The organism is Paraburkholderia sp. 22098, from assembly GCF_052045935.1.
Classification (GTDB): Bacteria; Pseudomonadota; Gammaproteobacteria; order Burkholderiales; family Burkholderiaceae; genus Paraburkholderia; species Paraburkholderia caledonica.
Genome location: NZ_JBQEPV010000028.1, coordinates 1 through 12,600 on the forward strand (window position 1 = coordinate 1; position 12,600 = coordinate 12,600).

The following is a 12,600-nucleotide window of genomic DNA, read 5'->3' on the forward strand; positions in this document are numbered from 1 at the left end:
ACCGAAACCGCTGACGCCTGATCGTGATCACCGTCGCTATAATCCATTGACCGCGCAACACCACCATCCAGACCGATCACGTTCGCCGAAACGACTGATCACCATCACCGAAATCCGCAGCCATGCGCCACCATACGCGCAAACGCTCGAGCAGCACCGGCGAGAGCATGGCGTAGCGGTCGCGGCGGCCCCTGCCCTGCTCGATACGCAGTGTCATGCGTTCGCTGTCGACGTCGGTGACCTTCAGCGCTACGACTTCACTCGCGCGCAGCCCGGCGCCGTAGGCGACCGACAGCGCAGTCTGGTGCTTGAGGTTGCCGGCTGCCTCGATCAGCCGCCGCACTTCGTCGGGACTGAGCACGACGGTCAATATGCGGGGAACGCGCACCGGTTGCATCCTGACTATCACCTCGGGCCGGTCGAGCGTGACCGTGAAGAAGAACTTCAGGCCGGTGATCGCGTGGTTCAGCGACACGGCCGATGTGCCGTGATCGACCAGATAGAGCTGGTAGCGGCGCAGGTCCTCGACGGTGGCCGTGTCAGTTGAGGGCCCGAGAAACCGGGCGAACTCACGCACGATGTGCAAATAGATGTCCTGCGTCCTGGGGGCTAGCTGGCGCATGCGCATGTCGTCGATCATGCGTTGGCGCAATGGGCTGACGTTTGCCGGTAAGGAGGTCATGATTCGGCTCCTGTTGAAGAGCGAGGCGGATTGCCTCGTTCGCCAACATAAACCGCGTGACCGGCGTGACCTTCACCTCCAGCGTCGGATCGCAGCCCCTACCGCGCGAGCGGTTTAGTCCGTCGGCCAATTTCGGCCACTCGACGTCTTCCGGACAATCGTCGACAATTCGCGCACCCAAAGAAAAAGTCACAAAGGCGGTATTGGATGACGAAGGCGCTAGGTTACCTTCATGAAGTTTGGTATTGCCCGGACGGGCGCGGCAACTATCTTCCCGCATGCATCCCGCATGGGCCGGACGGAGACGCCGCTCGGAGCCTTAACGAGCCAGGCAGTGAATGGGTATGGACGTTCTGGGCATCGTCACATATTCAGACGATGAACATTTACTACGAGTTCGTCGGCTACGGAAAATACAGCTCCCGTTACGACGACGATCTCCTTCCCTATTCGCAAGCTATGTATGAACGGCAAGCCGCGTGCTTAAAGTGAGAGTGACCGTCGTCTTCGGTCGTGCGACGCAGTGCGGCCAGTAGTTGTCGCTCGGGATGACCGTTGTACGACCGCTCAAGCGGCTGCTTGCTTTCAGACAGCGGACAGCACATGGGGCACGCGTCCCAGTCGAGCCGATCTCAGCGCATTTCTGGCCCAATACGTCTCGCGTACTTTTCGAGAGGGAATGTCTTAGGTTGCCAATGAGCCCTGGGGGCGCAGGGGCATTGCAAAATATCGCCAGGAGAACACCTTAGACGACGGCCCGACCTTGCGCTCGGGCAGTGCTAAAGCGGCATCTTTCGTTGAGAAGATGCTGCCGCCAGCGGTGCTACACAATATTGGTGAACGTCGTCTGGTTTGCATTGTCGACGCGGAGCGCGCTGAAAAGAATGACCTGTGATGAGTGCGACCAGCTCAAGCCGCGATAGCAAAAGCCGGCTCAGGCTTTCGTGGGGCGTCCCGTCTTCACCCCCTCCACTGCCCGGACTGCAGCCAGCAGCCGCTTCGATGCTGCTGATTCGAGCATGAGCAGCCCCGCGCGCAGGAGTTCACTCTTTGATAGAGATTGCGACCGTCAGGCACTTCCGTTTAAGCCGGTGCCATTTTCTCGTACTCGGACCTCGGCATGGCCAGGCAATCGCGAACGACGTTGTCCTTGTTTGCGCGCTTTGGGGTTTCTAGCCTCCCTCCGCTTGTACCTCACGCCGTAATTTTACAATCGTACGTTCGGACCTCCCACCCAACCGTGTCGCCGACCTGTTGCCGTGGCGTCTGCCTCAAATTATCACTCGGAGTGCTCCTTGCGCCGCCCGCTAAATGAACCGCACGTGGCCCTCGCCGATTTGCGGCTGTGTCGGCCATGCAGGAGAGATGCCGTCTATTGAATCCTTCGGCGTCGATCGCGGACGGCTTACCCGCTCCATAAAAAGCTGGCAGGTTGTCCGCCCGGCGACTGCGCGGAACTCAACAATCACTTGATCACGACTGGGGGTCTTCCAAATTGGACGTACCGGGGGCGGGCGGAGCAGCCGGCTGATAGACAGGTGCTTCCACTTGCCGATCCGGGCGTGAGTAACACGTCGTATACCTCAGTAGCGAAAAATAGTCCGTCGCCCGGAATGAGCCGAGTACCAAAGTAATCGCCAAAGCGAGATCCGCTAGCGCTTGTCTGCGTTGCGTTGCTGTTCGTCACTTGATAAACCACGAAGTCATTGCGGTAACCCACTGCTTCTTGAGGATAACCGACGACTGATCCGCCGCCGACCGCCACAGTGATCCCTATCTCACTGCCGTCGCTTCCGAGCGACGCCATAGCGTAGGCATAATCGTTGTTCCAGATGTCATACTCCGCAGCCGCCTGGTAGCTGGTGCTCCCCGCCGATGTCGGGGTGACCGTCTCTATTCGTACGTAGGCGTTTGGTCTGCTGCCACCCGAGTTCGCCCCGGCATCGACGGCGAATAGATATTCCTCCCGCGATTCGAGGTTGCGAAACGTGCCGCCGGTGATGTTGCCGGGAAATGAAACGGCCAGCCAATCTGTACCATCTGGTGCGGTGGAAGTGTAATTTGCGCCTTGTGGGATGGTGGTTATGCCGACCGTGGTTGGGGACGGAATAGTGCTCGCACCATCGGCCCATGTAAAAATGCGCATCGTGCTGCTGTTGTCAAGCGATCCCACTACCATACGACCGGGTGCGTTCTGGATGAAGTGCGCCTTGTTCAACCCGTTGGAATTTGTCAGTTCCGCACGGTCATAGTGGATCACACTCGCTGCTGCATTCGCCATGTCTGCAAGGCTCAGTCTTGCGACAATACGTCTCCCCGTATAGACCCGTCCGGGCGTGGTCAAACCGTGGTCTACTCCCACATATAAGAATCGGTCCGACCAAGCGAGATCCGGATAGTCCAGCCATTCGTTGTTAGCTGTGCCCAAACCGTCTCCAACACCGGTTACGCTGTTGCCTGTCAAGTCTGCGTAGGTCCATGCGTTGTAAAAGTCTGCTGCGATCGCGGCCGGCGTGGCCCATGCTACTCGCAACCGATTAGGGTTTGTTATCGCAGTACCTGTTGCGTTGACCAGGGGTTGATACTGCAAGAGCCAAACGAAAAGATCTTGTGTGGGGAGGTAAATAACGACTTGGTCGCAGCATAAGCCACCGTCGCTCTGCGGGAAAAACGAGGTACGGGCGGGATTACCAGGCTGCGCCGCGAACAAGTTGATGTCTGTGAACGATGCGCCTCCATTCGTGGAATAGCTTATACCTGTGTTATAGGTGGACAATACGACCCCGTTCGTTGCAGCCGCAGCCGCGTTAGGGTCTGGCGGGAATCCGGCGTTAGTCAGGCTTGTCGTGTTGCGCGGTATCTGTACAAAAGCGCTTCCAGCGCTCGTGCCGAGGCTAGTCCCCGTCGGTGTCGGTGGGAAAATCTGTCTTGCCGGGCCTAGCGGTACAAAGACAGGTGACTCTGCATTGGGGCCGAAAGTGGCAGGCGGCGGAGCGGGTGGATAGATTGCTTTGGACGGGCTCACTTTTACTGTTTGCCCTGTCTGACCGTTGAACGGACCCGGAGGCGCGGTTGTAGGACTGATATTGCCATTGGCCTTAAAAGGTCGCCGGTGTTGACCGGTCAAAAATGTGCCCTCGACCGTCAGCATATGCTTTGTACCGTTGATTGGCGCTAGGTTGAGAATCGCGTTGAAAACTACGTCTTCCTCGGGCTCTAAGTTGCCCAGCGACAATGGCAACGTTTCTGGGCCAACATATGACCCTCCGTCGATAATTATGCGCGTTACACGGACGTCGCGCGCATCGTCCTCGCCCAAGTTCTGCAGTTGCAGCTGCGCTCCGACTGTCCTCCCATCGTCCCATGGTGAGGATGCCGCTTCGGCGAGGATAATGGCCGCAGGGTTGCGGTCCTCATCGTGTCCATGGTGCCCGCCGCGGTCACGAAAGTGTCCCCAGTGATCGTTCCGATGCCGATTGTGGTATGGGGGTGGTGACGCCGCGTACGCAGTGCCTGTCAACGCGGCACCGACCGCCACCGCTTCGATTGCGCTTATGAAAGCAGGGGGTGTGAGGACAATGCCGGCGGCCGCCAACATCAGCGAACCAAAAACTTTGACGCGTACAAAAAACCTTTTCGCTGGGTTTGCTTTCATGGCTTTCTTCTCCAAGTGCAAGCACGAAGACGCCCCCGGACGTTCTAAACGATCTGCCCGGGCAGGAATTAGCCGTACGACCATTCCTTAAATTTAGGGTTCCTATATGTCGGCGCAACGTTATAAAAATAGGTGCAACGACTGCTAATGGTTGTAATTTTTGTTTATGGCGTGGCAGCGCCCATAGCGAGAGAATGCTGCATGATGTCCCTAGGACTTAGGGTGCTCAAGTCCCTCTCTGGGTGTTTCCCCAAGTGAGCACATTTACACCGGTAGAGTCATACCCCCACGACGAATACCGCATGGCCATCCTGCGTAAGTGGACCCGGTGTCCAAGGTTGGCGATTATCGAATTCCTGAATGCAGTTCTCTTGAACGTTAAACCCGATATAGAGCCGCCAGAAAAGCTGGACTACTTGCTGGATCTGAGTGCGATTCTTGACGTCGATGCTGGCATCGGCCAGGATTTTGTCGCCGTCGACAGCCTTCTGGCGCCAGTAGTCACCTCACCATGATCCTTTTCGTGCCGATCAGACCGCGATAAACGGTAATCGCATGAGCCATAGCTGCGATTGTGCAGTCCCCCAATGAATCGTTCCCGTCCATGGGGAACAGGGTCGCGGGATCAGATGTGTCCAGCTTCTCGTAGACCGAGGGAAGCACATCGTAGGAGGCTGGTGGCGGGCCAAACGCTGCAGTCAGATAACTCTTCGAGCGAAGCGTACGGCAGTCTTGCTTCGGTGGGTGGTTTCCAAATCGGTAGGCAACCATGGAAACTTCCCCTCACGGCGCCGAGAAACTTGCTATCTGTGCAGTGATGACCGTCATCTGTGCGTCACGATATCTCCTGCCGTTTTAGCGATATGGTCCACGGCTGGCGTGCTTCTGTGCAGCAGTGGATCGTAGAAGCGTGAGGAGCGGTCGCGACGAGCGTTGGGGCCGCCACTGCGGAGGACGCTATCTTTAAATCAAGAATAGATAACGATTAGGCGGTTGCAAGTTAGGTCTAAATAATGGCGTAATTTAACGATACCCAATCAACCACGGTCAGATCTTCCGTCAAAGCGACCTTAGGATAGCCTTCTGATCGCTGAAGCGGAGCCGCAGTGAAGTTGGAACATTCCAGCTTCACCTCCAAGCGCTGCAGCGAACGCGAGGGCTCGCGATGGGGGAAGCCGTACGCAGGGCTGCTGCGCACTGTTCCGTCCGTGCGCAGGGAACGTTGAGGCAGTTCGCGCTCAGGGCGCGCTTCGACCTGAGCTAGAGTTTCACGACGATCAAACAAACGAGGCATCCTTCGGCAGTGGTGGCCGAGTCGGAGAATCGAGATCGAGCACCTGAAGCTGTGGATCGTGAAGCTCCAGCGCATGCAGTTCGGGCGCAAGTCGGAGAAGATTGATCGCCAGATCGAGCAACCGGAATTGCGTCTCGAGGACCTGCAGACCGACGATGGCGCCGCGACGGTCGACGCACCAACGAGGCCCCGCCCAGAAACCGGCAAGCCGACAGGACGCAAGCCACTTCCCGAACATCTGCCGCGCGAAGACGTTGTACACCAGCCCGAGGACGCGTGCTGTCCACAATGCGGCGGCGCGCTTGGCGACCTCGGCGAGGACGTTTCCGAGCAACTCGACTATGTACCGGGACATTGGCGAGTGATTCGTCCGACGACCCAAGAAGGCCTGTACGTGTTGCGACTGCATCGTGCAGGCGGCTGCACCCAATCGGCCAATCGATCGCGGCATGCCCGGTCCCGGATGGCTTTGTCGCAGTAAGCGCCGGGTATCATGCACTCTGACAATACGAACGATCGGACGCTTGATGACGACTCTCAATCCAGCCTTGGCACGAGTGCTCAAGCGTTTGCACTATCCACTCGACGTGATCCTGACGTGCGTGCACTGGTATGTGGCGTATCCGCTGAGCCTTCGACACCTGGAAGAGATGATGGCGGAACGCGGAATCATTCAACTGTGCACCGCTGGGCCATCAAGGTGTTGCCGGTCCTGGAGAAGGCCTTCCGCCGCCACAAGAAAGCCGTCGGCCGGAGCTGGCGAATGGATGAATCGTATATCAAGGTCCGAGGCCAGTGGAAGTATCTGTACCGCGCAGTCGACAAAGAGGGTAACACGGTGGATTCTCTGCTGCGTGCCCATCGCGACAAGGCCGCGGCGCGGCGCTACTTCGAAAAGTCAATCGAGCAAAACGGCGAACCCGAGACGGTGACAATCGATAAAAGCGGTGCGAATCTGGCCGCGCTGGATGCTCTCAACGAGGAGCGGCAAACACCGATCAAGATTCGCCAGAACAAGTATTTGAACAATGTTGTCGAGCAAGATCATCGGGCGATCAAGCGACGCACGCGGCCTATGCTTGGCTTCAAGAATTTTCGTTGCGCCCGGATTCTGTTGAGCGGCATCGAGCTCATGCATATGATCGCCAAGGGCCAAATTCAAGTCCGTGGCCTCGGATACACTCGTGCCGAGCAGTTCTACTCACTGGCGGCATAAGCAGTCCTACTTAAACAGCCGTTTGTTCGCATCGTGCTCTTACCGCGACAAAACCAAATTGAAAGCCACAAGCGCGCCGCTCTTATTGCGCGATGGCAGACCCATTTCACCGTCATGGCTCAGCAGGTGAGAACGCTGTCCATTGAACGGTTCGTCAACCTCATAGCGGTTGCAGACCTGCTGCACCTATGGTCCTACAAGGAGTTGGCCAGAATGACGTCCCGTTCATACTCCTGGCGCTCGCAGAGGTAATGACCGACCCAACCGTGGGGCAGAAGAAAATGTGGGTTCGGTTTGTGTTCGAGGGTCGAATTGAAACGGTAAGCGACCTGTGGGCCGAGCCCGAGATGCGCGCCAAGATATATTGACTTCAATACAGACCGCGCAAAAATACGAGAATGCCAAACGCACGAGACATTGTCGTTTGCGTAGAGGTAGAGCGCTCCGGTGCACTGGACTCACGCGCGGCTCCGATTTCCGAGGCGGACGAGGCGCTATTCGAGAGACTGTTGAAGAGGGTTGACCTCGACATGCAAAACCGCCGCGCGACGTCGTCCTGAGAAGCTCAAAGCCAACGGGGTTCCTACTAAGGGAACCGGCCAGGCGCTCAAAACACGTCTGATGAAGACACTGGTTCGGTTTTTCGGCGCGGGCTTCGTCTTGCCCACACTTGCTGCGGCCGAGTACGCAGACCGGAACAAGTATCATGGGCAACCGGACGCGGGGCGCATGTCGGCTGACGAGCATCACCATGCTGCAGTGGTCCAGACACTAGCGCATGGTGGCGACCCGGACATGTCTCAAGGCGCGCGGATTGCCGCTGCGGAGTCATGGCACAAGGGGGTGTCATCGGGAAACGACCTGCGGGCCGCGGTACTCGGCGCGAACGACGGCCTTGTTTCGAACTTCTGTCTGATTATGGGCATCTCGGGTGCGGGCACGGGGAACAAGGCAATCCTCCTGACAGGGCTGGCCGGGCTGATAGCCGGCGCGTGTTCGATGGCGCTGGGTGAATGGCTTTCGGTGACAAACGCGCGTGAACTGGCCAGCACCCAGATTGCGAAAGAAGCCGACGAGCTGGAGATGTCGCCCGAGGCAGAGGAGCACGAGTTGGCGCTGATTTATCGCGCCAAGGGTCTTGAAGCCGGCGAAGCGAAGCGCGTCGCATCGCAGATGATGCGCGACAAGGACAAGGCTCTTGATACGTTGACACGGGAGGAGCTCGGACTGGACCCGGCGGAGCTGGGCGGGAATCCGTGGTCGGCTGCTGGTGTCTCCTTTTGCCTGTTCTCGGTCGGCGCCATTTTCCCGGTGATGCCGTTCTTGTGGACAAATGGATTCGACGCTATCGCGCAGTGCATCGTCCTGAGCGCGCTCGCTCTTGCATCCATCGGAGTCTTTACGTCACTGTTCAATGGACGAAGCGCGGCTTTCTCCGCATTGCGCCAGGTCGCCATTGGGCTTATCGCCGCTGCTTTCATCCTCGCCCACCAACTCAATGATCACCCGCCGGCCGCTCGCTCCGGCGATCACGCGCACGGTCCCGCTCGCCATAGCGCGTCAGCGCGCCGATCGGCGCGCTGACGCCTTGCGCCCAGCTCGGCTGGACCCCACTTGCCGCACGCGAGGTTTTGGCTCCAGCACACCTAGCCTCGCTTCTTCCGGCTCGCCGCCGTCTTGCGGGATGGCGCTGACGCAACCGCGACCTTACGTGCCGGCCCGGGCGTGCGCGCCGGACGTGCCGCAGTTGAACGTGCAATCGCGCTCTTCGCCCGGACTTGACTCGAGCGGTCCGCGTCGGCCCTGCGTTGTTCCGCCATCTGGTCCTGCAGCAAAGCATGCGCGACCTGCACGGCATCGAGCCGCCCCTGCAGCACGCCCGCCTGGTGGCGGGCGTCACCAAGTTGTGCCTGCAGTGCCTCGACCGCACGGTGATGCTCTGCCTCGCGCCGGTCGGCTCGCTTCGTCGCCTCACCAACTTCCTTCTGCAGCTTTGCGGCGGTGCCGCGCTCGCGGTCGATCTCGATCAGTGCGCGCTTTTCAGTGGCCCGCAGGCGCTCGTCCGCGCGCTCGGCTGTCTCGCGGAGTTTCTCCAGGTCCCGCGAAAACCCCTCCCGCACCATGTCAAGTTCACGGTCGCGCGCCGCCGCCTCAGTCTTCAGCCGGCTCACCTCGGCTTCGAGCGCCTGCCGCGCCGCGTGCCCTTCCGCCTGCGCCTTCTCCAGTTCGCGGACCTCGACCTGCGCGGCCAGCAACGCCGCGGTGCGCTGCTCAAGTGCGGTTTCCGTGCGGGCCAGTTCATCCCGCGCCGCCACGACGCGCTGCTCCGCTTCCGACCGCTGCGACTCCACTTCCGCCCGCAACGCGTCAAGCTCCGCCTGCGCCGACGCCGTCGCGCGGGTCCACAGCGTCGCGACCAGCTCCCCCGCCGCGGCACCGAGATCCGCCGGCAGGTCCGGGTGTTCGATGCGCACCCGGCTCTTGTCGCGCAGCTCCGCCCAGAACTCGCTGAGCACGGCCGCGGGTGTGCCCATGCTGCCGCGCTTGACCAGTTGATAAAGACGGTTCGCGGTCGGCGTCTGCCCGAAACGGAAGAACAGCAGCGCGCACACCTCGCGGTACAGCTCGCGGGTTTTCGGGAAGGCGGCCTTCAGCCGCCCGATCTCGGCCGCGAGGCGGGCGTCATCGGACGGGAGTGCGTGCAGATCGTCTGACATGGAGACGGAAGGATGTTTCGATCGATAAATAATACAACGTAAAACGCCTGATATCCAATTTATGCAGGCTAATAATTTGACATTAATCCTATAATGTTGAAATTCTGTCGCGGTGATGCCACAATCACCGCGTGACACCTGAACCCCGCCAACTCCTCGGTCCACTGCCCGTGAAAACCGCGCTCATCGCCCCACGCCCGCTCGACGTGCTCGAACTGCCCGCCGACCTCGACGGCCGCGACGGGACCAACCGCGCGCGCGGCCACGCGCAGATCGCGGCCCGTGACGACCTCGCCGCAGTGCGTGCGTGGCTCGCGCGGGTTGCCGACAAGAAGACCACTTTTGAGAATTACCGCAAGGAAGCCGAACGCCTGCTGCTGTGGGCGATCGTGCAGCTGGGCAAACCGCTGTCGTCGCTAACGCACGAAGACCTGCAACTGTTCCGCCAATTCCTGCAGAACCCGCAGCCGCACGAACGCTGGGTCGCCGATGGTGGACGCAAATACCCGCGCCATGATCCGCGCTGGCGACCGCTCTACCGGACACTCCGGCCGAGCAGCCAGTACCAGGCGATGGTGATCATCAACGCGCTGTTCGCGTGGCTCGTCGAAGCCGGCTATCTGGCCGGCAACCCCCTGTCGTTGTCGCGCCAGCGCGCCCGCCGTTCAAAACCCCGGATCACGCGCTATCTAGACCGCGACCTGTGGCAGGAAGTGAAGGCCTATATCGACAGCCTGCCGAAGGACACGCCCCGCGAGCGGGAGCGCTACCTGCGCGCACGATGGCTGTTCACGCTGTTCTATCTCGGCGGCCTGCGCATTTCGGAGGTCAGCGGCAACAAGATGGGATGCTTCTTCTGCCGGCGCGATGCGGACGGTCACGAGCGCTGGTGGCTTGAGGTGATGGGCAAGGGAGACAAGGAAGGGCTGGTGCCGGCCTCGGCCGAAATGATGGTGGAACTTGGGCGCTACCGGCGCGAGCGCGGGCTGTCCGCCCTACCCTCGCGGCACGAGGATACGCCGCTCGTGCTACCGCTGGGCAAATCCATGAAGCCTCTCACCCGCGCCGCGCTGCACACGATCGTCAAGGATATCTTTGCGGGCGCGGCCGAACGGCTCCGGCTGCGCGGCGACGGGTTCGCCGGACAGGCGGCTCTGCTCGAACAGGCTTCCGCCCACTGGTTGCGCCACACCGCCGGATCGCACATGGCCGACGGTGGCGCCGATCTGCGTACGGTGCGGGACAATCTTCGTCACGCATCGCTGACGAGCACGAACCTCTACCTGCACACGCCCGACGAAGAGCGCCACAGGGAGACCGAGGAAAAGCACCGTATCGGCTGGTAAGGCTCGGCCGAACGCGGCACCGAGATCTTCCGCCTTGTCTCGCAACAGCTCACGCTGATGCGAAGGCGACACGGAGAGGCGAGTGCGAACTCATCCCCGCAACAGCCGGACATCAGGGCTGTTCGCCTTGAAACGTCGCCGCGGCCGACACCGTGTTTTCACCGCACAGTTCGCAAAGGCTCTGCCCGCCAGGATCTCGCAGTTTTGCAGAAGAAGCGTGCGAGCATGCGCAAATATCGTTTGAGGAAGGCATCAAGCGCCATCGGCAGTCCGCCCCCGCAACGAGGTTCGATTCGAATCTCCGACAGCGACGTCCGCTCCTAAATGTGCAATTACACATAGTCACGAAGTAACCGGCATTCTGCAGCGCAGCCTAGTCACTTCGCCATCCATAGAGGGGAAGAAAGTCATGAGCCGAACTCGTACCGGTAGCTGGAGCGGCCGGTGAAACAGGCCGCTACCCGGTCCAGCGTCTTCCTGAGCAAAAGCAAGCGTCCGAGCTCTCGTCCGTAAGGATGGATAGTCGCGCAGAAGCGTTGCGGATCATGGGCACTCGACGGTCACGGGTGCCTTCCCCGTGAGTCTCGCAACAGATTCATCTTCGCCGGAAAGAATGCCGTCCGGGTAATCAACGGCGATGGCGTAGAACGCGTTTATTCCACGCCCGGCAAGCAATCCGAGGCCGCTCGCATCGAAATCTGAACGCCCCTGACGTTCGCAACCGCCTGCATCGCACGGCCAGAATCGTAGCAACGACAATTACTCATAGGAGAAACGAAGTGAATGTAGATCTCTCGGGCAAAATCGCCCTCGTTACCGGTTCCACAGAAGGCATTGGTTTTGCGATTGCTCATGCACTTCATAACGCCGGGGCCGACATCGTGGTCAACGGTCGCACCAGACAGAAGATCGATGCGGCCATTGCGCGGCTTGGGGGTCGCGCGCGGGGTCACGCCTTCGATCTCGCCACCGCCGACGGCTGTCATGGCCTGATCGAAGCCGAGCCCGAACCAGACATCGTCGTAAGCAACCTCGGGATTTTTCAACCGAAAGATTTTTTTGATACCGATGACGAGATCTGGGATCGTCACTGGCAGACAAACGTCATGGCGGGTATGCGACTCGCCCGTGCTTATTTGCCAAGGATGGCAGAAAAAGCATGGGGCCGTTCGTCTTCCTCGGCTCGGAATCCGCATTCAACATCCCCGTTGAAATGATCCACTATGGCATTAGCAAGACGGCGGACGTGGCTCTCGCTCGCGGCCTCGCGAAGCGTATGGCAGGCACCGGCGTGACGGTAAATTCGGTCCTGCCCGGGCCAACTTTTACCGAAGGAGCGGGCGAGATGCTTAAGGACCAAATCACAGCCGACAAGTCCTTTGAGGAAGCCGGAATTGACTTCGTGAAAACCTATCGACCGACCTCCATCATCCAGCGACCCGCAACGGTAGAGGAGGTTGCGAACATGGTGGTCTATGTCGCCTCGAAGCAGGCATCGGCGACGACCGGCGCTGCGCTCAGAGTCGACGGTGGCGTTGTCGATTTCATCGTTTGACATCAGCCCTCGATCAGCCGGACCCTATCGTTCACCAGTCTCATTGACCGCGATAGGCCGGCCTGGCGGCTGGTCAATTCAATGCGCTTGCTCATTGTGCTTCGGCATGAGGCGGATAGACACCCTGTCTACTAT

The 12,600-nt window shown here is 59.8% G+C and carries 5 protein-coding genes and 5 pseudogenes; 7 read left to right on the forward strand and 3 right to left on the reverse strand.

The features are described 5' to 3' along the window. Positions 1 to 118: 118 nt before the first annotated feature. Positions 119 to 682: pseudogene (locus ACTJLB_RS32215) on the reverse strand (phage integrase N-terminal SAM-like domain-containing protein); the annotation flags it as partial. A 207-nt stretch (positions 683 to 889) separates the two neighbouring features. Between ACTJLB_RS32215 and ACTJLB_RS32220 the strand changes: the two are divergent. After that, positions 890 to 1,174 (forward strand): hypothetical protein, encoded by a 285-nt coding sequence (locus tag ACTJLB_RS32220; RefSeq protein WP_440785648.1) that lies wholly within the window; start codon positions 890 to 892, stop codon positions 1,172 to 1,174. A gap of 973 nt (positions 1,175 to 2,147) precedes the next feature. On the opposite strand, the gene ACTJLB_RS32225 is transcribed toward ACTJLB_RS32220, so the two are convergent. After that, positions 2,148 to 4,337, reverse strand: a complete 2,190-nt coding sequence (locus ACTJLB_RS32225; RefSeq protein WP_440785649.1) for a hypothetical protein — start codon at positions 4,335 to 4,337, stop codon at positions 2,148 to 2,150. Between the two features lie 302 nt (positions 4,338 to 4,639). On the opposite strand from ACTJLB_RS32225, the gene ACTJLB_RS32230 reads away from it, so the two are divergent. The 4 genes and pseudogenes from ACTJLB_RS32230 to ACTJLB_RS32245 all read left to right on the forward strand — a co-directional run. After that, entirely contained in the window at positions 4,640 to 4,852 is a 213-nt protein-coding gene (locus ACTJLB_RS32230) for a hypothetical protein (protein WP_440785650.1), read from the forward strand. Positions 4,853 to 5,632: 780 nt separating this feature from the next. Next, a pseudogene (locus tag ACTJLB_RS32235) lies at positions 5,633 to 6,101 on the forward strand (IS66 family transposase zinc-finger binding domain-containing protein); the annotation flags it as partial. A 57-nt stretch (positions 6,102 to 6,158) separates the two neighbouring features. Then, a pseudogene (locus ACTJLB_RS32240) lies at positions 6,159 to 6,847 on the forward strand (IS6 family transposase). Between the two features lie 558 nt (positions 6,848 to 7,405). After that, positions 7,406 to 8,326: pseudogene (locus tag ACTJLB_RS32245) on the forward strand (VIT1/CCC1 transporter family protein); the annotation flags it as partial. A gap of 167 nt (positions 8,327 to 8,493) precedes the next feature. Here the strand turns inward: ACTJLB_RS32245 and ACTJLB_RS32250 are convergent. Then, positions 8,494 to 9,564, reverse strand: coding sequence for a DNA-binding protein (locus tag ACTJLB_RS32250; protein WP_408426545.1), 1,071 nt, complete (start codon positions 9,562 to 9,564; stop codon positions 8,494 to 8,496). Between the two features lie 170 nt (positions 9,565 to 9,734). Between ACTJLB_RS32250 and ACTJLB_RS32255 the strand changes: the two genes are divergently transcribed. Continuing rightward, positions 9,735 to 10,910 carry a tyrosine-type recombinase/integrase gene (locus ACTJLB_RS32255; RefSeq protein WP_440785651.1) on the forward strand — a complete coding sequence of 392 codons (1,176 nt, stop codon included), beginning with the start codon at positions 9,735 to 9,737 and terminating at the stop codon, positions 10,908 to 10,910. A 779-nt stretch (positions 10,911 to 11,689) separates the two neighbouring features. Then, positions 11,690 to 12,465: pseudogene (locus ACTJLB_RS32260) on the forward strand (SDR family NAD(P)-dependent oxidoreductase). Positions 12,466 to 12,600: the final 135 nt, after the last annotated feature.

Excerpts from the sequence above, each read along its gene's own strand:
- ACTJLB_RS32250 (WP_408426545.1), bottom strand. The coding sequence starts at position 9,564 with ATGTCAGACGATCTGCACGCACTCCCGTCCGATGACGCCCGCCTCGCG.
- ACTJLB_RS32230 (WP_440785650.1), top strand. The coding sequence starts at position 4,640 with ATGGCCATCCTGCGTAAGTGGACCCGGTGTCCAAGGTTGGCGATTATC.
- ACTJLB_RS32225 (WP_440785649.1), bottom strand. The coding sequence starts at position 4,337 with ATGAAAGCAAACCCAGCGAAAAGGTTTTTTGTACGCGTCAAAGTTTTT.
- ACTJLB_RS32220 (WP_440785648.1), top strand. The coding sequence starts at position 890 with ATGACGAAGGCGCTAGGTTACCTTCATGAAGTTTGGTATTGCCCGGAC.